Here is a 24833-nt window from a genome sequence, read left to right as displayed (position 1 = left end):
TTTCTTGGTGACTTGGTGATAGATAGTCTGATTTTGGTTTTAAATGAAAGGTGTGGTATCTATGCAACTGACTACATCCAGAAGCAGGAGTGATCTTGCCCTTGACATTAATTCGATTGCAGGACTGATTATAAATGCTCAGAGAGAGAGCGGAGAGATCCCCTGGTGCGAGGGGAAAAAAACAGATCCATGGGACCATATCGAAGCTGCCATGGGGCTGAGCATCGGCGGTTATGTTGATGAAGCGAGGCGTGCATTTGACTGGATGGTTAAAGAACAGCTTCGAGATGGTAGCTGGTATGCCACCTACAGAAACGGAGTCCCCGAAGATAAAACCCGTGATGCGAATATGTCTTCATACATTTCGGTAGGTGTGCTTCACTATTTTTTAATCACCAATGACAAGCGTTTCCTTAAAAAAATGTGGAACACAGTCGATCAGGCCATTGCATTTGCTTTGAGTCTTCAGTCTCCGGGCGGCGAGATCCACTGGGCCATCAGCCCTGAAGGGAAAACAGATCCCATGGCACTGCTCACCGGATCCAGTTCCATCTATATGAGTATAAAATGCGCACTGGCTATCGCAAAGCAGCTTGGATATTCAAAGCCTCAATGGGAAGAAGGACTGGCGAAGCTGGGGAACGCAATCAGACACAAACAATACCACTTTAATATGACAAAGTCCCGTTTTTCCATGTACTGGTTCTATCCGATACTTTCCGGTGCGCTTACCGGCCAGCGGGCCAAAAAGAGAATTGGCCAATACTGGAAAAAATATGTGGTAGAAGGCCATGGAGCGAAATGCGTTAATGACGAGCCCTGGATCACCATGGCGGAAACTGCTGAACTTTCCCTGGCCTTATCGGCCATGGGGAATTTTACCCTGGCTGAAATCGTTTTTTCCTGGATAAGTGATAAAAAGTTTGATGATGGATCATTTTGGTGCGGATACACCGTTCCGGATATTACCTTATGGCCCGATGATAAGCTCACCTGGACCAATGCAGCGGTGTTGATGGCCGCCGATGCCATTTACGATCTGACCCCTGCCGGCCGTCTTTTTTCCCACCGGTTTTGGGAGTCTTGCGGTTTATCTTTATAAGGGGAATATACCTTGAATAGAGACCACCGACCCTACTTTGTAAAAAAAGCCTACCTTAAATTTGAAAAATTTTATACCAATCGATTCCTTCGCCCGCATTTTGAATCCCTGGGCAGATATTTTACCTTTATGCGTCCCTGGAATGTGGAGATCTTTGGTTCTCCCATTGAAATCGGCGATTATGCCACGGTGATTGCCTCGTCCGACAGTAAAATAAGGCTCTCCATCTGGCCCCATCATAAGGGTGAAGGCATCATCAAGATCGGCAATTTTTGTATGATCTGTCCGGGAGTGCGCATTGGATCGGCTGCCGGGATATTTATTGATGACAGCTGCATGATTGCCAGCAATGTTTATATTACCGACTCGGATTGGCATGATATCTACAACCGGATTGCTCCGGGAAAAACAGACCCTGTGAACATAGAAAAAAATGTCTGGATTGGGGACAGTACCATCATCTGCAAGGGAGTGACCATTGGGGAAAACAGCATTATCGGTGCCGGTGCTGTGGTAGTAAACCCAATACCCGCCAATGTCATTGCTGCGGGAAATCCCGCCAAAGTGGTCAAACATCTCGATTCAGAGGAAAAATTTACCACCCGGGCCAGGTGGTTTTCCGAGCCGGAAAAGCTTTTTAAAGAGTCCAATTTATGGGAAAAGGCGATGCTGGAAAAAAATACATTTTTTAACTGGCTGAGGTATCTGTTTTTTCCCCAAAAAGGGGATTAGGCGCTTTGCTTAATGTTGCTTCACTTAAGAAAAAAACCCAAGGCCGAAGGCCGCTTATTGAAGGCAGCAGCTGCATTCAATTGATTAAGGTTTTTAATACCCCATCCGCTTGCGGTGGGGCAAACATGCGGAAGGGGGGTGTGGGGGGAAACTACGTTTCCCACCATCATCTAAATTTGTTTTTATCCATTTTGATACCCCGTCCGCTTGCGGCGGGGAGCTTCATTTTTATAAAAAGCATTTTAATCCATTGGACGAGACAGGTAAAGAGAGCGTGGTCTATTTTTCAAATATTCGCGCGGAGAAGCATTAGTTGTTCTATAATGAATAAAAAAAACATATCCTTATTTTTATCCAGATAGCCGCTAAGCAAAACCCAACCATTAATCCAAGTCTATAATCTGTTGCATCATTTACTATCTGATCCAAGTGGGCTTGGGAAATCGCGAATGCAATTATCCTCATTTTCCAAGCGTACTAGTGGCCAGAGCATTATGAATTTTTTAAGGCCGCATTAAATTTTGCTGGAATATTGAGTGGGAATAAGATTGAGATTCCTTCTCCAAGGCAAAATTGAAAGGTGTGGGAAACCATAATTTATTCTAAAGTTTTACTGGAATCATCCGATATACATAGGAGAGAAAAATACGCTGGCATTTCATATAATAAGCCGGAGTTTCCAAGCATGTCCTATCTATCATTATTGCATTTTTTCAGTGCCATCACCTATGGATATCTGGCGGCGTTCATTCTGGTTAAAAACCACCGGCATCCCCTCAATCGGATATGTGCGGTCGTGTTCATCTGTTTTCTTCTCTGGTGCATCGGAAAAACATTTGCACACAACCCCCATGCGACGGCAGAGGAAGCCTATCGTTTCATGAAAGTCACCATCATCGGCGCATGGACCTTCAGCTCATTTCTGCTTTGGTTTGCCTTTATCGTGTCCGAGAAAAAAGAGGTTTTGCGAAAAGTGTGGATATATCCCGTTATGTTCGCAGTACCTGTCGTGGCCATCTGCGTGCAATGGGTTGACGGTGGTCTTTTACAGTATATCAGACGATCCTATGGATGGGGGCTGCAGTGGCATAAAACCTGGATGACCCTTGTTTTATTGGTTTATATTTTTGCAACCATTGCTGCCGCGGTAACAATGATATTGGTTTACAGTCGGAAAACGGACCATCCCATAAAGAAAAAACAAGCTCAAATTCTCGGCGTCAGCACCCTTTTGGCTTTCGTAGTGGGCTATGCCACCAACATTTTTGCCCCGCGAATTGCATCTGTTCCAATCCCCGATCTGGCGCACAATATGGCCCTTATCTGGGCCGTCGGCATCGTATATGTCATTGTAAAATACAATTTTTTAGTCATAACACCGGCCACGGCAGCCGGAAACATCATTTCGACCATGGCCGACACGCTTATCCTAACGGATGAAACAGGTCAGATTGTAGGTGTTAATCAATCTGCATGCGATCTCCTGGGCTATGAGGAAGAGGCAATTGTCGGTCAACCCATTGAATTGATTATGCCCGCCGCTTCAAAGCCTACAATCAATCGATTGATACAACAAAAGGTGATGAAAAACAGTGATTTCGAGTTCAAGGATAGTGGCGGGAAACAGATTCCGGTCAGCCTCTCAAGCTCTGTTTTGATGGGAAAGGAGCAGATGCTTTCCGGTATGGTAATCATTGCCAGGGATATTTCGCAAAAAAAACGCGTTGAATTGGAATTGCGCATGGCCAAAAGAGACGCTGAGGAAGCCAGCAGAGCCAAAAGCGCTTTCCTGGCCAATATGAGCCACGAATTACGGACACCGTTGAATCACATCATTGGGTTCAGCGAGCTCATTGCGGATGAAAAATGTGGCGCGTTGACTGAGTTGCAGTCGGACTATCTTAACGATGTTCTGTTGAGCAGCCGACACTTGCTGGCCCTGATCAATGATATACTGGATCTGTCTAAGGTCGAAGCCGGGAAAATAACATTGAATCCGGTTGCATTGGAAATAAAGCCTTTACTCAAGGACAGCCTGACCGTGGTGCATGATAAGGTGGTAAAACGGGGGATCACGATTGACCTTAAGATCGATCAACTTCCTGAAATCTTTATCGCTGACGAACGTAAACTCAAACAGATTATATACAACCTTCTTTCCAACGCGGTCAAATTTACACCGGATCACGGGCGCATAACCATAACCGGAAAACGCTTGCCCGGTGATGACGATAGGCACAATCATATTCAAAGAGGCAAGCAGGCTATTCAAATCAGTGTCAGGGATACCGGCATCGGTATTGATGGCGAGGATCTGGCGCGCATATTCAAACCTTTTGAACAGGTTGAGGACTCTACCAGCCGTCATTTCCAGGGGACCGGATTGGGATTGTCCATGACCAAAAGGCTGGTTGAACTGCATGGCGGCAGGATCTGGGTGGAGAGTGAAGGCCTGGGTAAAGGGGCGACCTTTTCTTTTATACTGCCAGGGGAGCAAGAGTAATGGGTAATCTATATCCAAAAATAAAAAAAAGAAGCCCATCATTGAAGCTATTTACCATTGGCATCACAACCGCCTTTAAATATTCATATCTTTAATGTCACCATTTAGATATAAATGGTTGGGGGAAACCGTAAGACAGCATATGTTTTGTAAGGGCTCGCAGAAGTTTACTGGGGCTTCTCCCCCGACGCCTTTCGTAGTGAAACGAAGATCACGTTATCGGGGGAATCTGTGGTATCCTCGAGTTTTGCTCAATTAGGGTTATAATTTCTTGACTTGAATCCCACTTTCAATTATTAAATTTATCGGTTCTATTTAAATCTCCTCTTACAGCTGGCAAGAGCTGCTTCTCTTTGCTGACGATACACTTTCTCAGCTCCCTATCAATCTAAGCTTCAGTGGTTATTTTGTTTCTCACTTGTACGAACTTTTCCTTCTGAAACAGATTCTGATCAGATCATTCAAATTGCCTAAAAAAATGGAGGACATCCAACATGAAATGTCCCAAGTGCCAGTTTGAGAATTCTGCCGGTGTGAATTTTTGTGTAGAATGTGGAGGCAAATTAGAAAAAATTTGCCCGGAGTGCGGTTACAGTAATTCCCCTTCACACAAATTCTGCGGTGGATGCGGCTTTAACCTAACTGTTCCTTCTGAATCGACCCCCAAAGATCTCTCCTTTGACGAAAAGATAGACAAAATTCAGCGCTATCTTCCCAAGGGCCTTACAGAGAAAATCCTGTCCCAACGGAATAAAATCGAAGGCGAACGCAAGCAGGTCACGGTGATGTTCTCCGATATGGAGGGGTTCACCGGCCTGGTGGAGCACCTCGGTTCTGAAGAGGCTTACGACATCATGGATCAGGTCTATGAGATCCTCATCCATAAGGTCCACAATTACGAGGGCACGGTCAATGAGATGACCGGTGACGGCATTATGGCCCTGTTTGGCGCCCCCATCGCTTTGGAGGACGCACCTCAGCGGGCCATCCGGTCCGCCATAGCCATTCACCGGGAGATGTCCAAATTCAGCGACAAACTCAAGCAGGAGAAACCAGGCATCACACAACTCAAGATGCGGATCGGTATTCACACCGGTCCGGTGGTGGTAGGCACCCTGGGCAATGACCTCCGTGTTGAGTTTAAGGCAGTTGGTGATACGGTAAATTTAGCCTCCAGGATGGAAGGATTGGCAGAGCCGGGAACCAGCTACGTGACCGATGAGACATTCAAGCTTACCGAAGGATTCTTCCGCTTTGAGGGCCTGGGAGAAAAGGAAGTTAAAGGCAAAACACAGCCTCTCAAAATCTACCGGGTAATCGCCCCCAGCTCCAGAAGAACAAGGTTTGAGGTCACCGCTGAACGAGGCCTGACACCCCTTGTGGCCAGAAAGCCCGAAATTGATATCATGCTGGATGGCTTCGAAATGTCCAAGAAAGGCAGGGGTCGGGCATTCTCCATTGCGGCTGAAGCCGGTGTGGGCAAATCGAGGCTTTTATATGAGTTCAGAAAAGCGGTGACCAACGAAAACATCACCTTCCTTGAGGGTAAGTGTCTTTCCTATGGAAGAGGCATGGCATATCATCCCATCATAGACATCCTGAAAGGCAACTTTCATATTCAGGACGGAGAGAGTGATGAAAAGATCAGGGAAAAGGTTAAAAAGGGCCTGGAGGTGTTGGGGATGGATGAAATGTCTATCCTCCCCTATTTTTTAGAACTTTTGTCAGTCAAAGACAGCGGTATTGAGAAACTCCCCATAAGCCCTGAGGCAAAGAAGGAGAGGATTACTGAAGTTCTGAAGGCGATCGTGCTCAGGGGTGCGGAAAAACGGCATATTGTCATGGCTATCGAAGATCTGCATTGGATCGATCAGAGTTCCGAGGAGGTTTTAAAGCATCTGCTGGACAGCATACCCGGGGCACGAGTCTTGCTTATCTTCACCTACCGGCTGGAGTTCGTGCCGAAGTGGGGCGGAAAATCGTATCACACCCAGCTGAACCTGAATCGTTTTTCACAGCGGGACAGCCGCGCCATGGTCACCCATATCCTGCAAACAGAAGAATTTGCTCAGGATCTGGAACAGTTGATCCTCGAGCAGACCGAAGGGATCCCTCTTTTCATTGAGGAGTTTATCAAGGCTCTCTATGAAATAAAGATGATGGAGATCAAAAACGGCCGTTATCATTTGGTGAAAGACCTGGATAAAATGGCCGTGCCTCCCACCATCAAGGATATCATTATGGCCCGGGTGGACTCTTTGCCCAATGAGGCCAGAAAAGTGCTTCAAACCGGTGCGGTCATCGAGCGGGAGTTCAATTATGAGCTGATCAGACGGGTGACCGGTCTGCTTGAACGTGATCTTCTGTCCCATATGTCGGTTTTGAAGGATCTGGAACTGATTTATGAAAGGGGCATCTTTCCGCAATCCACCTACATCTTCAAACATGCGTTGACCCGCGATGCGGTGTACGAATCCATACTGAACAAGCGAAAAAAAAAGCTTCACCAGCAGACCGCATTTGCTATTGAAGATCTTTATGAACCGAATCTGGAGCAGCATTATGGACATTTGGCCGGGCATTATGCGGTGGCCGAGAATTACGACAAGGCCGCTTACTATTCGATGCAAGCAGCCCAGAAGGCTGAAAAGACCGCATCAATTGGTGATGCGATCGAGTACTGCAAAAAAAGGGTCACCTATCTTGAGAAATTGCCCATCACCGATCTACGGCAAAAAGAGATCATTGATGCCAGAACCATACTCGGTCTGTACTTTGTACAGATGCTCTACTATGAGGAATCGAAAGAAGCGATTGACCCGATCGTTGAATTGGCCCACCAGATGAATTATGAAGAAAAATTGCCCGCAATACTCACCATTAAAGGGAATTATGCGATATTGGTCCAAGAGGATTACTTCAACGGGTGTAAACATTTTGAAGATGCCGTGAAGATAGCCGGTCGAATTAATGACACCAACTCTTTATTGATCGCAAACTGGCGCCTGGCTTTCGTTTGTTGTTTGAATTGTGAATTTGAGAAGGCTTCGCGAAATTTCAAACAGGCTCTCGATATTTGTAAGGCGGCAAACGATCTTTGGGGCATTGCCAGGGTAAGAAGTTACGAAAGCCTCTTTCTGCTTACCTCCCTTGGAAATATGTATAAGGCGTACCTGGTTGCAAAGGACGCCATTCGAAATGCCGAAGAAAGCGGTGATTCATATTCCAAAGCCTTTGCATATCCCAGCCTCGGATTTTCATATTATGGAAAGGGTTGGCTCAAGGGAGCCATAAAAGCTTTATTAAAGGGAGTTGCCTTGTGTGAAAAGCTCAACTTATCCATGTGGAGTGCAGTAGCACGATGGTTTTTGGCTGAGGTCTATTTTGAAGTTGGTGAATATCAACAATCCAGGCACCATTATCAGGTAGCCGTGCAACTGCTGGAACAAGGCAATGCCTTCCCTTCCTGGATGGCCGTAAACAAAATCGGCGTTGAAAAGGCAGCACTGATGACAGGTGATAAGCATATCGATATGGAAGTCCTAAACAGGTATATGGCTGAAGGTACTTATAAATATCCCAAAGTATGGAAAACAAGATTCATTGCACAAATTCTATTGAATAGTGATAAGCACCATTTTCGTGAAACGGATAACTGGATTAGAAGAGCCATCCAAACGGCTGAACAAAATCACATGATGTGGCATTTAGCAAAGAGCCGGGTGCTGTATGCCAAATTTTTCAAACGAAAAGGCGACACTTCGAAAGCCAGAAAACAACTCTCTACAGCAATTGAAATTTTCAAAGAGTGCGGTGCTGAGGGGTGGGTGGAAAAGTATGAAAAGGAACTGGCCGCGTTTTAAAAAAAACCATTCAAAATTCCATCCTCAACATCTTGTGTTATAGACGATAACGACAATATTACGCTTTTTGCTACCGATGTTGATAATTAAGATCTCAATTGAGGTTGTGGTTTCAATATCAGGCAAGCAGCTTCTACCAGTTTATTTTCCGGCCAGGAATTTCACCGTTTTTCCATTTATATTGTTTTTCATTCCGTTTTAAGCGATGAAAAGCTCGCATCCTTGTTCTGAAGGCGGGCTTATACACCCAGACAGTCTCTTCATTTAAAACGAGACACATGTAAGACAACTGTTATAACTGCACAAGTCGAACTAAATCGTCAAGTCATTGTCACGGAAGTAATGACAACCAGTGATCCGCGCTGATTATCATTATTTTCAACTCACCGTTGGAAACAACCTTACAGGTATCACCTTTGTTAACAAGTTGAACAGCCGGGATTTTGAGCATGTTTTGAACATTTTATTAGGTTATAACCCAATATTGTCAAGACAAAATTAGGTTATAACCTAATTTTGCCGATAAAGTCCCTGGCAGAAGTATAAACATCGGAATTTCCGGTTCGGTGCTGAACTAGGGATGATTTAAATAGGGGAAACATTACAAAGGATTCCAGAATCCAATTTCCACCCTTAACCTCCTCGGATTACGCTGACTATTTGAAAAAAATAAAACGCAGAGTCTTTTATACTTTTTGCCAAAAGTGGGTGGAGGGTCCTCGTCAGCTTTTTTGCAGTGCCGAGGGCCCCTCATTGATTGCAGACGGCGCACTTGACCGATTTTGTGAAAATGATTTCCGGCTTTCAATCATCAATATTATCGTTATTCACTGCTCTGAAAGGGCCATATTTTCCCATTTTTATAGTAAACGAATGAGGAAAAACAAATCAAATGCTCGAAATACCAATTTGAAAACATCCAAGGTATAAAGCTTTGCGGTGGATGCGGTTGAGAGCTGTTCGCTTTTCTTGACTCCGGTTTTGTTAAAATTTTATCGAGAATTATTGATGGCCGAATACCTGATAATCAGAAATAGTATCCAAAACCTATTCTTTGAAAGCCAAGTATTAAATATCTGTAATTGACTTAATGTTACGGCAATGGCAAGTTGTACTTTAAGTAAAATAGCTTAAGTCAAGGAGAGTGTAAATGGGTACAAATGCCATTAATATGAACCTCAAACGTATGGATCCATTTATCCATGAAGCTTTGAAAGGCGAAAAACATCGTCAGCAGAACCAGATCGAAATGATTGCCTCGGAAAACACGGTGAGCCATGCAGTTTTGGAAGCCTTAGGATCAGAGATCACCAATAAAACGGTTGAGGGATACCCGGGAAATCGATTTCACGGCGGAGCGAAATATGCCGATATCGTGGAACAGGCGGCCATTGAACGGGCCAGTGAACTATTTGGTTGCGACTACGTCAATGCACAACCCCACTCCGGCTCACAGGCAAATCAGGCCGTACTATATGCACTTTTGCAGCCGGGCGATCGAATTTTAAGTTTAGACTTAGCTGCAGGTGGCCACCTCAGCCACGGGGCCAAAGCCAACCAATCGGGACGTATCTATAAACCCTTTCATTACCATGTCAGTAAAGAAACCGGTCTGATAGACTATGATAAGGTGGAGGAGACTGCCCTTGAAGTAAAACCTAAGCTTCTCATCTCAGGGGGTTCGGCCTATCCAAGAGAAATTGACTTTGAACGAATGAGCCATATAGCAGATCGAGTCGATGCTTTTTTGCTGGTCGATATGGCGCATTTTGCCGGTCTGGTTGCCGCCAAGGTTCATCCAACACCGGTTCCTTTCGCAGATGTGGTTACCCTGACTACCACTAAAACCATGCGTGGTGCACGCGGGGGCCTCATCCTTTCCAATAAAAAGGAGCTGTTTAACAAACTGCAATCATCGGTTTTTCCCGGCGTCCAGGGCAGCATCCATCTTCAGGTGATTGCCGCAAAAGCGGTTTGTTTAGGAGAAGCGCTTCAACCGGATTTCAAGACATACGGAAGGAAGGTAAGAGAAAATGCTCGTATTTTAGCGGAAACCCTTAAGAAGAAAGGAGTTAAAATAATAGCTGATGGGACCGACACCCATCTGGTGTTATTGGATTTGTCGAACAAAAAAATTAGCGGTCAGCAGGCACAGGACATCCTGGAGCAAGTAAATATCACCTCAAATAAGAACCCGATTCCATTTGACTCGCCCAATCCGTCGAAATGGATTGGGCTGCGTTTAGGCAGCAGTGCTGGAACGACCAGAGGATTTGAAACCAGGCACTTCCAAATGATTGGAGAATGGATTGCCGAGCTATTTAATTGTGTGCATAAACCCGGCGATGTGCAGAAACAAAAAATAGATACAATAAGCGAGCAGGTTTCCCTTTTGTGTAACAAATATCCTATATATGATTAATACTTACAGGGGTTCGCCATTAACTTTGGTAATGAAAAAAATTGGCATCAAGGTGGTGGGAAAGGAAGTATACCGCTTTGATCTTTTTAAGTAAGCAGTTTATCAATCTCATATTACAATTTTTTGTAAAACTGTGGTATTGGCAACAAATTCAAAGTTTAAGCAGCTTGTTAAGTAAGACTTACTTAAAAACATTGTAGGGGCAACGAAAGCAATCAATGCAAGTTTTCAAAGAATGTTTGCCGTGTGGCCATAAATGGTTTGATCGTGATGATTTTTTGCAAGATTCGAGCTTAGAAATCGTCGGGTACAAAGTAAACTTTGATGACCTGTTGGCTGGAACTTTCCTTTTCAACCACTCTTGTGGTGCAACCCTTGCTTTACCTGTAAGATATTTTAATGGGTTGTATGAAGGTCCAATATTCAAAGAACGCGCCACAGGTAGCAATGATTGTCCGGAATATTGTCTATATCAAGATCAATTAGATAAATGCACCGTTCGCTGTGAGTGTGTTTTTGTTCGAAACATAATAGATATCATTAAAAAATGGCCGAAAAAGAAGTCGAATATATAGGAGAAATAAATCTAAGGCATTGACATCGCGTGATATATAAAGAATTTGGTAAGATAACTCAGGAATTTTAACGCCCGGTTTTTATGGGATATTCTCAATCACCAGCCCAAATTTTCTTGACATTACACGATGTTCCATATTATCTAAACTTTAATATTGTTCTCACCTGAAGCTCAATCAAAAGCTCACAATTACTTTTCCTTAACTATTTTTGGTTATTTCTACCTATCAATGAACCAACGTTAAACTTCTAAAAGCTCCTCTATCTGAAAGATATTGGTTTTTCTCAAATTTAATCTATCGATTTAGATAAAGATTAAAATGGTGAAATTCCACAAAATGTGTATACCAAGTTCCTATAATTGCTGTGATATCTACATTGATTTCATCTCACTTAGAGGGTGCAACCCTTATTGCTTTGTCAACCTTTTTCACCATTAACTAACTATTTGAAATAGTTATCTATTCTTTAAAATGACATTGATTGCGTCAACTTTTGTTGCTTCTTTTTACTGGTATCCCTTCAAACAAACTGCATCTAAAATTCAAAATTTAGAAATTTATCCTCATATGCAAGTTCTCCCAGTTTAGAGAATATCTACTAAAAAAAACAGTAAATTATTTCAAATATTTTGGCTTCTTAAAAGAAGTAAGATTAGCGTTAACATTGCACCAAAAATCATGGAGCCATTATTTGGTATGACAGTTGCTATCTATTAGACTAAATAGCGGCCAACTTGTGGCTGATTTAATTCCCCAGTTTAGAATTGTAATCGACTCAGCTCTATCAATATAGGTGAAGATTAATATGGAGAACCCACTAAAAATGTGCCAGCCTTGCTCCAACAGGGCATTGATGCTCTGTTAGGAGCTAAGAATTTCATTTCTTACCTACTCTTTTCAATCTGATTTAAAAAAGGAGGTATATCATGATTAAGCGATTGTTTGTAGTCACAGCATTGGCAGTTGCTTTGGCAATGCCAAGCATGGTTGGAGCATTTGGCCACTCCTTTGGGAAATCCTTGTGTGATTTTCCTTTCGGTGATTCTGGATATTTTGAGGTCAGGTTCGATCAAAGAATGTATGATTCCGATTACTATAACAAATCCTACCCAAATGGTGGTATAGCATTTTCGCTATGGCTCGGATTTTTTCCTACCGAAGCAGAGCGAGATGAATTAGCTAATAACGTCCGGCGGGTCATTTTTCGTAATAAAACAACCGGCTCCAGTCACATACTAACCGAACCCATTTTATATACTTTTGTAGGCACTCCGTCCGGCGAATTTACCCTGTGGCTCGGGCAACATTATAATTTGTTAGGTGACTGGCGCATTATCGTTCAGCATAAGTTCCACCGGTATACGGCAACTTTCACAATTACCCAAGAAATGCTTGACCAGATTCCACCGATTCCAGTTGAACCTGAAGTAAGTTGGCATATGGGTGATCCTAATACCGGAATTATTGATATTATTGCTCCGATAACAAATGGTGATCAATATCGCCTTAAACTTTTTGATGAAGACGGAAATATAATGACCAACGATATCATGCAGATTGTTGGTGGCTTTGCTGAATATAGTTATGCCGAACAAAATATGCTTGGAAGAATAGCACGTATCGAAACTCGTCTTTACGGTATGGGCTGGCCGATATTGATACCATCGGAAACCTGCAATGCAGATGGAACAAATCCTGGCGGAATGTCCAGATCAAGCAGTTACTTTAAAACCTCAGAGCCTTCACTTGAGATGCTGAGCGCAACGGGAACAGCGCCGATGAACGGGGCCTGGGGTTGTTGTTACGGACCCGGGGCGGGGGGAGGCCCAACTACGACCGATACAATGGGAGTATGGACATTTACAGGGTCTTCGGGTCTAAGGCAAGTATTCAGTTATGCTTCCACTGACGGCTCCTGTAGCGGTAATGGCGTGGAGATACCCCACGAAAGAATACCCTTTACAATAACAGTGGATGGTGAGAAAAAAGTTGTTTGGTCAGATGGTATTATGAAAGATTTGCCAGGACCGGACGGGCTCCCGGATATGCCGACGGTGAGCACCTTTACTATAGACGCGGGTCCAGAGGGAATCTTAAAACATATTTTTTACATGGATGACAGAACATTGCCATGGAAAATTTATCGCCCGGAAGAAGAACATTGCCTCCGTGATGCTAATGGCTACCCATCATGCCTGCTGACTGCAGACGTTAGGATTAAACAGTAAAAAAGAGGAAAAAGCTGGGCAACCCGCCGACTCTATTTTGAGGTATGGCAATCATCGGCGGGTGTTTGTTCTGTTGGAACCTAAATAGCAACCGGAAATACATCTGACTTTTCGAGAAAAAGAGGTGCGGTATGGGCTTAAGAAAATTATTGCATATATGCCTTACTTTCATTTTTCTTTTAAATTTATTCGGATGTGTTACTGACAACGGAGCTGTCATTGACAAGGAAGGTATCACTGGCATAGCGAAAAAGTATGCATTAAAATTAGCATCCGTGCCTATAACTTATAGAAAAATAGTAGATGTACATCCTACTGCTGTTCGTGAAGATGGCAATATCAAAATATGCGTTAAGCTATCCTGCGAGTCGGATGATTGTAAGGAACAACATTATTTGGTTTCTCTTCCATTTAATTCTTTTGCGTCGGGAAAAACAAAACCGGAGAAAAAGGATTTACAAAAAGACATAAATTCTACTGACCCGTATCTTCCAATATATTGGTTTCCGGTTAAAAAACCTTCTAAGGAATGTGTCGAAATTGAAGAGACGAATACCCCCTCTGAATCAAAAATCCGCATTGAAAAATTATATGTCCAAATTGATGAATGGGAAAGGCTTTATGATGGATTACCGAAAAACAAAGAAGATATCTCTGCCATATTAAAGAAATGTAATAAATTTATAATATCCAACGATACCTTATATACGATAAATATTGTTCACGAGGGTTTAAAGTCTGAAAAGATATTCCTTACTTATTGCCTTGATAAGTATCCCGATTCGGGCGTTCACGCTATAGGCATAATAGGCGGTTATAAGGATACAAGCACAAAAGCTGGTTATGCTCTTGTTCCATTAGCAAATATTGCCGATCTAGCACTTGCTCTTATTCTTTTTGTGGTTGTTTTTTTTGGGGGCCCTGCTTCCGCACTGTAGTATGCGAAATCCCGTGGAGTATTCTGTAATGCGTGTAATTCGCTTTATATCATTCTCCTTTCAATAAATTAAAGATACTCGGCAAACATTGCAGATTTCGCCCCTGCTGTTATTGTTTTTACGGGTATTATTTTTTAAAATTTGTTGCCAGTTTTTAAATGATAAAGTGCACATTATTGGGCCGGGATTAGAAAGCAATTTCTTCATGCAAATGGAATATGGGAAATTATAACTGGAGTACAGCAACCATATATGGAAATATTGGTCATATATTTTAAATATATTTTTCTCACCTGAAGTTCATTTTCCTTAAGTTAAACAGAACTACCTGCCGCGATATAATGTTAGATCCGTATTCAAACACATGCCCCAACCAAAACCAATTGGAGGCTAGGCCTATGAAAAATTCATGCCATAAAAAAAGAATCCTCTGTTTTCTGATCAGTATACTGATTATCAATCTTGGATGCGCTCACCATCTGCCGCCTTTATCTAAAGAAGCCAGCGAAAATATTGGGACCATAGGTGTGTGTACGTCAAGCCACTATGCGCATTTATATTTCTCGAAGCCTGTGACGCGATGGTGAGAAGGGTGCAAAAGAGGGGCGAAGATCGCGGTTGGATGGCTTGGCGAATTCCTGAAGGAGGAACATAGTGGAAGTGGGCTGCCACCACCGGTAAGCTTCGATGAAGCACTTGCTTTGGGACTTGGTATGTTTGCATTTATGGTTTTTATCCCTATTTATGCGATTATCAGCACCCCCATTGGCTGCATCGCAGGTACATTATCAACAGAATCTGAATCAGAAGTGAAAGAAGCGGAGGCATTGATCAGGAAAGCTTTTAGTGAACTTAATATTAACCAAACAATACAGTACCAATTTCTGAGAATCGCTAAAGAAAAAACTCCATACAATTTTGTCGTTTTAGGAAATGTTGAATTTGATGACATTAGACACAAACCCAATTATAGTTCTTTTGCAGATAGAGGTGTTGATACAGTTGTTTGGGTAGATATTTCAGAGATTGGCCTTGCTACCCGGACAACTTCAGGTATAGATCCATCTCTTCGCTTTGTTGTGTCTTGTAGAATCGAATTGATTCGAGCAGCAGATGGTGAGGTAGTTTATGAACACATTTGGAAAATCAGGGGCGATGATGATGAGTTCGTTGACTGGGCAGACAACAATGCCAAGCCATTCAGAGAAGAATTTAATCGATGTATTAAGAGTGTTGCTAAACAGATCGTGGAGGACCTGTTTTTAACGAAACCACAAAAGATTCGGTTGGAGAAAGAAAAGCGATCTTTAGCTTATATCCCAAAATCCGCAAAAAGTGCTACACCACAAGCTCAAAATGAACGATCAGAAGAAGAAAGGGATTTCACAACTATAAATCTGTTGAATCATACCTATCATATGGGCGACAACAAAATTAGTAGATTTGAAAATCCAAAGCCGCAAGGTACAGTATTCGAAGGCAGATTTAATATTACCGATACCAATCTATCTGACGTTTTTATTACGGTTTGGGTATCGGATTTGGTGCCAAAAAAGCATGAACAATTTTTTAGAGGATATTATAAAACCAAATTGGTTGTTAACGATTATGAAATAGCTATTCTCAATAACTATATTTCAGGAATGAAATACAAATCTGAAATTGATAAGATAACAATAGGGGTAGATAAGCATATTGTGAAAAAAGGATACAATGAGATTAAAATAATAGCTGGATTTAGATGGGAAAAAAATAATTATGATGATTTTCAGATACATAAAATCATCGTAAGATATAAATAATAATATTCCCCAAAAATATATAAATCTTCCCAATTAGATTTAATAGAGTAATTTAGGCGTTTTCCTCGATTGTCTACCTTAAATATTTTCTACAAATAACAGTTTTTTGAAGCTTAAAAATTTTTATGATATCTTCGGATAAGTTGATATCACTATTTAGATGATAGTTGGGGATCTTTCAATAAATCACCACCTGCCTATCTGTCTATTATACTTGACAGAATCCATCGAAATGCATATAAGTTTATTTAAGGTTGTTTTGATTTTCCTATTCTATCTGACCCGAAGCGGGCTTCCATTTACAGAATCAAATCCGATTTCTCATCTTATTTTTCGCTCCTTTGAATCATTCACAAACTGAGTTCCCCTGTTTAAAACCCTAACAAGAGGAGGGGGTGAATTATGGCTCAAGAAGGTTTTAAACGTAAACTCTCAGCCATCCTCAGCGCTGACGTTGAGGGTTACAGCCGCCTCATGGATGATGATGAGGAAGCCACTGTCCGCACCATTACCTCTTACCGCACCGCAATAGCAGACCTGGTTCAACAATTCCGCGGCCGTGTTGTAGATACTCCAGGGGATAATATTCTTACCGAGTTCACCAGCGTGGTGGATGCGGTAAACTGTGCGGTTGAAATCCAGCGAGACCTTGCAGAATGGAATGCAGAGTTGCCTGATGAACGCAAAATGCAATTTCGCATCGGTGTCAACCTCGGTGATGTGATCGAAGAAGACGGTCGAATTTACGGAGATGGTATCAATATAGCAGCCCGGGTAGAGTCTTTATCTGAAGCAGGAGGCATATGCATTTCCGGCAGGGCTTATGATCAGGTGGAAAACAAGCTGGGATTAGAATATGAAAATCTTGGAGAGCATCAGGTCAAAAATATTACGAGGCCGATACGAGTATACAAAGTGCTGTCCTATCCGGGGGCAGCGGCCCATAGAGTCGTTCAGGCGAAAGAAGCTTTAGGACGAAGATGGCGTAAAATTAACCTTTCAGCAGCAGTAGTAGTTGTGATTATCGTTGCTATGGGAATCTGGCAGTTTTATATTAAGCACCCTTCTGTAGAACCAGCATCAGTGGAAAAGATGGCATATCCATTACCTGATAAACCTTCCATTGCAGTACTTCCGTTTGATAATATGAGCGGAGATTCGGATCAAGATTATATTGCTGATAACATCAGTGAGAACATCATAACAGCTCTCTCTTCCTTAGATAATATGTTTGTTATCGCCCGGAATTCATCATTCACCTACAAAGGAAAACCGGTGAAAGTTCAACAGGTCAGCGAAGAGTTGGGAGTTAGATATGTATTGGAAGGCAGTGTTTTGATATCAGAAGAGAGGATCAGAATAACAGCTCAGCTCATTGACGCTTTAACAGGTCGACATATTTGGTCAGAGCGTTACGATCGGGAGCTTAATGACTTATTTAATCTACTTGATGAAATCACTTTAGAAATAATCACTGAGCTCCAGGTGGAGTTGACCTTAGGGGAACAGGTTCGGATGCGAAGCACTGACAATTTGGATGCATGGCGTTATTTGAGCAAAGGATTAGGATATTCTCGATTATTTTCAAAAGAAGGTTTGATCAAAGCACGGGAATTATTCAAGAAAGCTTTAGGAAAAGACCCTGAGTTCGCAGGCGCTGTAACGGCGCTGGCATGGACCCATTTAAACGATGCACGGTTTGGTTACACTAATTCAAGAAGAGATTCTTTCAAGCGAGCTGCTGTACTGGCAAATAAATCTGTAACAATGGATGAAAATCAGCCTCTTATCCATGATTTATTGGCATATTTATACTTGCTTCAAAAACAATACGACAAAGCAGTAGAGGAAGGGGAAAAATCTATAGCATTAGGTCCAAACAGGGCGTCAGGACATATAATTTTTGGCGAGGTTCTGTATCGGACAGGACATTTTGAAGAAGCTGTCCCTATGTGTGAAAAAGCAATTCGGCTTCAACCGCATACACCGCTGTTTTACTTTGGAACCCTGATGAATGCATACTATTGGGTGGAGCGTTATGAGGAGTCATTGGCCGTAGCAAGGAAACTAATCGACCAGAGTCACAAAACAGGATCTAAAATGATGGAGCGTTGGGGCTACTGGGGATCGTCTCGCGCGAAAGTCAAACTCGGCAGAGAGAGTGAGGCTCAAGAAGATTTTGCGAAGTTCTTAGAAATAGCAACTGGCTGGACTTGGGATTTGGACCGACACAACACACTTTACAAACCGGAGATTATAGAGCGAGAACATCAAGATATGCATAGTTTAAGAATTTCAGGGCATCCATCTTCACAATAATGCGCTGTCTAAGTCCCATATATAACAGACTTCTTTGCAATTCTAAAACTTGCGATTACTCCAACTATCACACAATTTCCGAAACCTTTGCTACCGCTATATACATTGATACTGAAGATTTCAATTGAGGTTGTGGTTTAAATGTCAGGTAGGCAGCTGCGACCGAATTAAGTCTTGGGAAGGTAGATTGGCAGAATTCAACCTTTTCCCGTAACTTCATATCCCGCCATATTATTAGAGCCCTATCCCGATCAGATCACTCAGCACCCCGAAAAGCCTGGAATATTATGCCTCCCGCCATGGCAATCAGGCTGCTGATGATGAACAAAAAAGACGTATCCATATTTTCATACAGCCAGCCGCTGAGGAAAAATCCAACCATTAATCCGAGTCCATAGGTGGCGGCATTATTTACTGCCTGTCCCAAAGTCTTGTTTTTATCCGGTGACAGCGAATCGATGTAAAGGATACTTGCCATATGAAATGCGCCATAGGTGACCGCATGTAAAACCTGTGACAAAAGGATGATTGTTTCGGAGGTGGCAAAAAAGAGAATACACCATCTCAGTGCGGCGACTATAAATGAAAAAGTAAGCACTTTTTCAGGTGAAAAGACCTTAAATATTCTATCTGATTGAATCATTACAACTATTTCGGCTGTTGAAGCCAGGGCCCAGGTTATTCCTATGAAGGTATTGCTGTATCCCAGATTTTCCAGATGTATGGAAAAGAAACCGTAGTAGGTCCCATGGCTGACCAGCATTAAAAAGGCACAAAACAAAAAAATAATTACCCGAGTGTTTAACAGCGATTTTGTATCCGGTGAAAGAAGGTCTTTTTTGGCAATTTTGATATTTGGTATTTTAACGGAAATGGATGCCTGTAACAGGGAACCGGCCAGAATCAATACAAGTATTAAGCGGACAGAGAAAAAATCGATGATTTTCCCCAGTGAAATGACGACTATGATAAAACTGATGGATCCCCACATTCTCAGACTTCCATAATTTTTCTTTTCTTTGCCGAGAACGTCCATGGAAAAGGCTTCCAGAAAGGATATGATCGGGGCATAGAACATGCCATAAAAAGCGGTAATGAAAAGCATTACCCAGAAGTTTTCGCTAAAAAGATAAAAAATCCAGATCAGAGCGCTGGCAATATTGCACAATATGTATATGGGTCTTCTGATTTGGAAACGGTCTGCCAGAACTCCCCAGGCCAGGGAAAATAAAACCAGGGTCACCGATCTCAGGGCAGAAAGGGCTCCTATTTGAAAACCGGTAAAGCCGATGTGATAGCAGTATAGATTAAAATAGGGCAAAAAAATCCCCAGCACACCAAAATACAAAAAGTATTGTGAGGCGATCAGGTATTTTAATGAACGCTGGTGTTTTTCACTCATTGTTTATGTCCCAAAGGCGCTAAAAGGCTTTAGTGGTTGATATAGACAAACATACTCGATAGCATCAATAAGAGAAAGAAAAACATTGTAAAGCATTTCACTTGAAAGTCGGGATCTTGATGCCATACCAACTCTTGGGGAAAGAATCCACTACTTATTACTATTCTGTAATGGGGTGATGATAGGGAAATGAATATTTCTAATAAGAGAATATGGAAGGGCTGAGCAAAGCTTTTTTTGAACGGCGAACATCGAAGGTTAAACCACGCCTTAGCGCGGATGAAGTCGCTTCGCCGGTTTATAAATTGGTAGGACACCTTATTTAAAATTCGACGTTGGGCGTTCGATGTTCGACGTTCATAGCCTTTTGTCCAGCTTCGGGTAATACCGAGGAATCTCTGAGGAGTTTAGACCTTTGGTAATATGGCGTTTCCCAAGGGTCTCAATGAATCATTCAATATTTACCGTAATCTGTTTGGGTTTTTCTTCTTCAGGTTTGGGAACTTCCACTTTAAGGATGCCGTCTTTAAACTTTGCCTTGATTTTATCAGGTTGAACGCGGTGCTGAAGATTAAATGTCCTGCTGAACGTTCCGAAACATCTTTCTTTGCGAAAGTAACATTCTTCATCGACCTCTTTATCTTCTATTCGTTCTCCCTTCAGGGTGAGTAAATTGTCTTTTATTTCAACGGAAACGTCTTCCTTTTTGATTCCCGGAAGCTCTGCTACTAAAATGATCGCTTCATCTGTTTCGTAAATATCCACCGAAGGTTTCCAGACGCCCATACTTATATCGTCGTTTAAATCAGCGGTGCGGGAAAAGGATTCATCAAATATCCGGTTGATACGGTCCTGCAACGCCGCTACATTCCTAAAAGGGTCCCATTTTACGATAGTCATGATTGTACCTCCTGTTATGTTCGTTAAAATGAAATTTAATCACCACCCACAGCTTGTCAATATACTCCCTTTACAAATACATATTTCGGTGTTATTTTTTATTAAAATTGCTCAAATAAGAAAACGAAAGCACCTAATTTGCAGGAGCTGAAAATGGATTATATTAAAATACGATTCGGCAACGATTTTGATCAATTATCCTCAAAATTAGATAAAACTTTTGAAGAGATGTTCAGACCGCGACCGGTGAGTCCGATGTTTACCTCATCCGAACGGTCCTGGAGCCCCCATATGGATATTCATGAAACTCCGCAAGAAATAATTATTCAAGCAGAAATTGCCGGGGTGGACAAAGAAAATCTGGAAGTGGAAATCAGCAGCAAGGCTGTTAGAATTTACGGAGAACGCCACGAAGTACCACTGGTAAAAAATGCAACCTACCGGCTGGCTGAGATTCAGTATGGAAAGTTTGAACGAATCCTGTTTCTCCCGACACCGATAGATACGGAACTTGTTACTTCATCATACTCCAATGGTTTTCTCAAAATCAGACTGTCAAAACTGCCTGTGGATGTGACCCACAAAATACCTATATCAGACGGATAGATTGTTTTTGGAGGCAACATGACCCAGCAGAATTCATCAATCGATATTCGCACCGAAGATATTCCCCAAAGTATTCCCATACTCCCTCTTTTTGATACGGTTCTTTTTCCTAAAATGGTTTTGCCCCTTGTGGTTTTGCAAAACGAATCGATTCAACTCATCGATGAAGCTATGGCTAAAAATAGAATTATCGGCCTTCTTTTTTCTAACAAAAAGACAAACGAGCCTGTGAAACCTGAAGAAGATTTAGCAGAAGTGGGTACAAGCGCATTGATTCTTAAAATGGCGAAAAGCGAAGAGAACAAGACCCACATGCTGGTTCAGGGATTAAGCAGATTCAAAGTGATGTCTTTTGAAAAGGGAAAACCTTACTCTATGGCTAGGGTCGAAAATCTGGAGGACAAAGTAAAAAAAGACAAAGAGATTGAAGCCCTGATGTCCAACCTTGTCGGCCTGTTCAATAAAATCGTCAAACTTTCCCCAGGTTTGCCCGAAGAGATTGGAGAGATGTCCAGGTCAATACAGGAACCAGGCATACTGGCCGATATGGTTGCATCCACCGTTAATTCTTCTCCTGAGGAAAAACAGAAGGTACTGGAAATTATTGATGCGAAAAAAAGGTTAAAGCAAGTGACCCGGCTGGCCAACCACCAGATAGACATCCTTGAGCTGGGAAGTAAGATCCAATCTCAGGTCAAAGGGGATATGGATAAAACGCAAAGAGAGTATTATCTTCGGCAGCAACTGAAAGCAATTAAAGAAGAACTCGGCGAAAAGGATGAGGCAACTGTTGAAACCGAAGATTATAAAGCAAAAATTGAAGAAAAAGACCTGCCCGAGGAAGCAAAAAAAGAAGCTGAGCGTGAACTGAACCGCCTTTCCCGTATGCATCCGTCTTCGGCAGAATATACGGTAGCTTCCACATACCTTGATTGGATCACATCGCTTCCCTGGCACGACAGTACAACGGACAATTTGAATATAAAAGAAGCAAGAAAAATCCTTGACGAAGATCATTACGGTCTGGAAAAACCAAAAAAACGTATCATAGAATATCTGGCTGTCAGAAAGCTGAAACCGGATTCAAAAGGACCCATTTTATGTTTTGCCGGCCCTCCGGGCACCGGCAAGACATCCCTGGGTCGTTCCATTGCCCGTGCTTTAGGGCGTAAATTTTTTCGTATTTCACTGGGGGGTGTAAGAGACGAGGCAGAGATCAGAGGCCACAGGCGTACCTATGTCGGGGCGCTTCCGGGTCGCATTATCCAGGGAATCAGAAGGGCTGGATCTAACAATCCGGTATTCATGCTGGACGAAATAGATAAGGTGGGCAGCGATTTTCGCGGGGACCCTTCATCAGCGCTGCTCGAAGTGCTGGACCCTGAACAAAACTTTTCTTTTTCCGATCACTATCTGGATGTTCCCTTTGATTTATCCAAAGTGATGTTTATCACCACTGCAAATATTCTTGATACCATTCCCCCTGCCTTAAGAGACAGAATGGAAGTACTTCAGTTGGTAGGATACACTGAAGATGAGAAATTAAAAATTGCAAACCGTTACCTTATACCTCGCCAGAGACGGGCCCATGGCTTGAAATCCGGACAGATTTCTTTTACCAATGGTGCGGTTAAACGAATCATCACAGGATATACGCGTGAAGCCGGTTTAAGAAACCTGGAAAGAGAAATTGCTTCTATCTGCCGCGGCGTTGCCAGCAGCATCGCTGAAGGCACGGTAAAGTCATTGTCGATCAAGGTTGGCAATGTTCACAAATATCTTGGTCCGGTGAGAGTGATGCCGGAAACAAAAGTCAGGACTTCAACTCCCGGTGTGGCCATGGGAATGGCCTGGACCCAGGCCGGCGGAGAGCTTTTATTTATTGAAGCCACGTCTATGAAGGGAAAAAAGGGACTTACCTTAACCGGTCATCTTGGTGATGTGATGAAAGAATCCGCCAATGCGGCTTTGAGCTTTATACGCTCCAATACGGCTTCTTTAGGCATTGATGATAATTTCTTCGAAAATATGGATATTCATATTCATGTGCCTGCAGGGGCGATTCCCAAAGACGGTCCTTCTGCGGGGGTGACCATGCTGACCGCTTTGGCCTCTCTGCTGACTAAAAAAGCCATCAGAAAAAACCTTGCCATGACCGGTGAAATCACCTTAAGAGGTCAGGTGCTTCCGGTGGGAGGTATAAAGGAAAAGGTTCTTGCGGCCCATCGCGGTGGGATAAAAACGATTATTCTGCCTCAATGGAACCAAAAGGACTTGGAAGACATTCCGAAAAAGGTTCAAAAGGAGATCGAGTTCCATTTTGTAGAAAAGATGATGGATGTTTTGCAGATCGCTTTTGATAACAAAAATCAGCATAAGACCACAAATAAGAAAGCCTCGTAAAAAGTTAAAAAATCTAATAGTTGAAGTTAGATACTGGACAAAAAAGCGAACTATGAGTATCGAGATCCGGTATTGTACATCAAGCGGCAAAGGTAATAAAATTGAAAAAAAAGAAAAAAGTCTTTTTATCAAGATATGTTGTGCCGGGTATTTTCCTGGCATTTTTTTTAAGCGGCTGTACAGTTCTAAAACCTTCATCAGGGACATACGAAAAATCTTCACCGGGACATACGGCACGGCCTAAACCGTATAAGGCTTTGGGGAAATGGTATCAGCCCATTGAATCTTCACACGGCTTTCGCCAGCACGGATTGGCTTCGTGGTACGGCAAGAAGTTTCACGGCAGAAAGACGGCAAATGGTGAAACTTATGATATGTTTGAAATATCCGCGGCTCACAAGACCCTGCCTTTTGATACCTATGTCAGGGTACACAACCTTTCCAATGGCAAAAAACTCGATGTGCGCATAAATGACAGAGGGCCTTTTGTCAGAGGGAGAATCATTGATCTTTCCTATAAAGCTGCGCATGAACTGGGAATTGTCGGGCCGGGGACAGCCAGAGTAGAAATTGTTGCCCTGGGAGCTGCAGTAAAACCGGAGACTGAAAGCAAAACCGAAAAATCGTACCAACCGGTGGATTATTATTCGGGAAATTTTACCTTTCAGCTCGGTGCCTTTATTGACCGGCAAAATGCCGAGAAGCTTAAGATAAAACTGGATCAAAAATACAAAAATGCCCATATTGCCAAATTTGATAACGGCAGTGAAATTTATTACAGGGTCAGGGTCGGTAAATTTTCCACTCTGGAACAGGCAAGAGCACAGGAAAAAATCATGACCGATGATGGATACGAGCCAATAATTATAGCGGAATAGATGCCATTAACTCAAATTATTATTTGAATATTGAATATCGTAGCGCCAGGCGAAGTCTGGAGCGTTGGAATAGGTGGCGAAAGAGCCACATTTGAAATTCGCTGAAGGAGTCTAATGGGTTCAAAACCCATCCGGTAAGGGCTGTCACCCAACCGGA

At 42.6% G+C, this 24833-nt stretch carries 15 protein-coding genes; 13 read left to right on the top strand and 2 right to left on the bottom strand.

Annotated features, from left to right (window positions below; all coding sequences use genetic code 11):
• The first annotated feature begins 61 nt into the window (after nt 1-61).
• The 10 genes from SWH54_00960 (at nt 62) to SWH54_00915 (ending at nt 18487) form a co-directional block, all read left to right on the top strand.
• Nucleotides 62-1102, top strand: a complete 1041-nt coding sequence (locus SWH54_00960; GenBank protein MDY6789811.1) for a phenyltransferase domain-containing protein — start codon at nt 62-64, stop codon at nt 1100-1102.
• Between the two features lie 12 nt (nt 1103-1114).
• Complete coding sequence (locus SWH54_00955) at nt 1115-1834, top strand: acyltransferase (GenBank protein MDY6789810.1); 720 nt, start codon at nt 1115-1117, stop codon at nt 1832-1834.
• Between the two features lie 685 nt (nt 1835-2519).
• On the top strand, nt 2520-4337 hold the full coding sequence (locus SWH54_00950) for an ATP-binding protein (protein MDY6789809.1): 1818 nt from the start codon (nt 2520-2522) through the stop codon (nt 4335-4337).
• A gap of 494 nt (nt 4338-4831) precedes the next feature.
• On the top strand, nt 4832-8200 hold the full coding sequence (locus tag SWH54_00945; GenBank protein ID MDY6789808.1) for an adenylate/guanylate cyclase domain-containing protein: 3369 nt from the start codon (nt 4832-4834) through the stop codon (nt 8198-8200).
• 1150 nt (nt 8201-9350) lie between these two features.
• Nucleotides 9351-10622 (top strand): serine hydroxymethyltransferase, encoded by a 1272-nt coding sequence (gene glyA / locus SWH54_00940; protein ID MDY6789807.1) that lies wholly within the window; start codon nt 9351-9353, stop codon nt 10620-10622.
• 218 nt (nt 10623-10840) lie between these two features.
• Nucleotides 10841-11197 carry a hypothetical protein gene (locus SWH54_00935; protein MDY6789806.1) on the top strand — a complete coding sequence of 119 codons (357 nt, stop codon included), beginning with the start codon at nt 10841-10843 and terminating at the stop codon, nt 11195-11197.
• Between the two features lie 929 nt (nt 11198-12126).
• A complete protein-coding gene (locus SWH54_00930; GenBank protein MDY6789805.1) occupies nt 12127-13428 on the top strand; it encodes a hypothetical protein in 1302 nt (433 codons plus the stop codon).
• Between the two features lie 131 nt (nt 13429-13559).
• Entirely contained in the window at nt 13560-14366 is an 807-nt protein-coding gene (locus SWH54_00925; protein ID MDY6789804.1) for a hypothetical protein, read from the top strand.
• Nucleotides 14367-15079: 713 nt separating this feature from the next.
• On the top strand, nt 15080-16168 hold the full coding sequence (locus tag SWH54_00920; protein ID MDY6789803.1) for a hypothetical protein: 1089 nt from the start codon (nt 15080-15082) through the stop codon (nt 16166-16168).
• 402 nt (nt 16169-16570) lie between these two features.
• Nucleotides 16571-18487 carry an adenylate/guanylate cyclase domain-containing protein gene (locus tag SWH54_00915; GenBank protein ID MDY6789802.1) on the top strand — a complete coding sequence of 639 codons (1917 nt, stop codon included), beginning with the start codon at nt 16571-16573 and terminating at the stop codon, nt 18485-18487.
• A gap of 256 nt (nt 18488-18743) precedes the next feature.
• Here the strand turns inward: SWH54_00915 and SWH54_00910 are convergent, their stop codons facing one another.
• Both SWH54_00910 and SWH54_00905 read right to left on the bottom strand, forming a co-directional pair.
• The gene (locus SWH54_00910) at nt 18744-19889 is read right to left on the bottom strand and encodes an MFS transporter (GenBank protein ID MDY6789801.1); all 1146 of its coding nucleotides are present in this window, start codon (nt 19887-19889) and stop codon (nt 18744-18746) included.
• Between the two features lie 450 nt (nt 19890-20339).
• Nucleotides 20340-20789 carry an Hsp20/alpha crystallin family protein gene (locus tag SWH54_00905; GenBank protein ID MDY6789800.1) on the bottom strand — a complete coding sequence of 150 codons (450 nt, stop codon included), beginning with the start codon at nt 20787-20789 and terminating at the stop codon, nt 20340-20342.
• A 153-nt stretch (nt 20790-20942) separates the two neighbouring features.
• On the opposite strand from SWH54_00905, the gene SWH54_00900 reads away from it, so the two are divergent.
• The 3 genes from SWH54_00900 to SWH54_00890 all read left to right on the top strand — a co-directional run bounded on the left by SWH54_00900 (nt 20943) and on the right by SWH54_00890 (nt 24676).
• Entirely contained in the window at nt 20943-21395 is a 453-nt protein-coding gene (locus SWH54_00900) for an Hsp20/alpha crystallin family protein (GenBank protein ID MDY6789799.1), read from the top strand.
• Nucleotides 21396-21413: 18 nt separating this feature from the next.
• On the top strand, nt 21414-23798 hold the full coding sequence (gene lon, locus SWH54_00895) for an endopeptidase La (protein ID MDY6789798.1): 2385 nt from the start codon (nt 21414-21416) through the stop codon (nt 23796-23798).
• Nucleotides 23799-23899: 101 nt separating this feature from the next.
• Nucleotides 23900-24676: a septal ring lytic transglycosylase RlpA family protein gene (locus tag SWH54_00890; GenBank protein MDY6789797.1), complete on the top strand. Its 777-nt coding sequence runs from the start codon at nt 23900-23902 to the stop codon at nt 24674-24676.
• The last annotated feature ends 157 nt before the right edge of the window (nt 24677-24833 follow it).

This window comes from Thermodesulfobacteriota bacterium, assembly GCA_034189135.1.
In the GTDB taxonomy this organism is placed as follows: Bacteria; Desulfobacterota; Desulfobacteria; order Desulfobacterales; family JAUWMJ01; genus JAUWMJ01.
The sequence above is the reverse complement of the archived record's forward strand: the minus strand, read 5'-3'. Positions and strand labels throughout refer to the sequence as shown.

What these genes read in the sequence shown, in the direction of transcription:
- SWH54_00950 (MDY6789809.1), top strand. Translation starts at nt 2,520, where the DNA reads ATGTCCTATCTATCATTATTGCATTTTTTCAGTGCCATCACCTATGGA.
- SWH54_00960 (MDY6789811.1), top strand. Translation starts at nt 62, where the DNA reads ATGCAACTGACTACATCCAGAAGCAGGAGTGATCTTGCCCTTGACATT.
- SWH54_00935 (MDY6789806.1), top strand. Translation starts at nt 10,841, where the DNA reads ATGCAAGTTTTCAAAGAATGTTTGCCGTGTGGCCATAAATGGTTTGAT.
- SWH54_00925 (MDY6789804.1), top strand. Translation starts at nt 13,560, where the DNA reads ATGGGCTTAAGAAAATTATTGCATATATGCCTTACTTTCATTTTTCTT.
- SWH54_00920 (MDY6789803.1), top strand. Translation starts at nt 15,080, where the DNA reads ATGTTTGCATTTATGGTTTTTATCCCTATTTATGCGATTATCAGCACC.
- lon (MDY6789798.1), top strand. Translation starts at nt 21,414, where the DNA reads ATGACCCAGCAGAATTCATCAATCGATATTCGCACCGAAGATATTCCC.
- SWH54_00910 (MDY6789801.1), bottom strand. Translation starts at nt 19,889, where the DNA reads ATGAGTGAAAAACACCAGCGTTCATTAAAATACCTGATCGCCTCACAA.
- glyA (MDY6789807.1), top strand. Translation starts at nt 9,351, where the DNA reads ATGGGTACAAATGCCATTAATATGAACCTCAAACGTATGGATCCATTT.
- SWH54_00900 (MDY6789799.1), top strand. Translation starts at nt 20,943, where the DNA reads ATGGATTATATTAAAATACGATTCGGCAACGATTTTGATCAATTATCC.
- SWH54_00930 (MDY6789805.1), top strand. Translation starts at nt 12,127, where the DNA reads ATGATTAAGCGATTGTTTGTAGTCACAGCATTGGCAGTTGCTTTGGCA.
- SWH54_00945 (MDY6789808.1), top strand. Translation starts at nt 4,832, where the DNA reads ATGAAATGTCCCAAGTGCCAGTTTGAGAATTCTGCCGGTGTGAATTTT.
- SWH54_00905 (MDY6789800.1), bottom strand. Translation starts at nt 20,789, where the DNA reads ATGACTATCGTAAAATGGGACCCTTTTAGGAATGTAGCGGCGTTGCAG.
- SWH54_00915 (MDY6789802.1), top strand. Translation starts at nt 16,571, where the DNA reads ATGGCTCAAGAAGGTTTTAAACGTAAACTCTCAGCCATCCTCAGCGCT.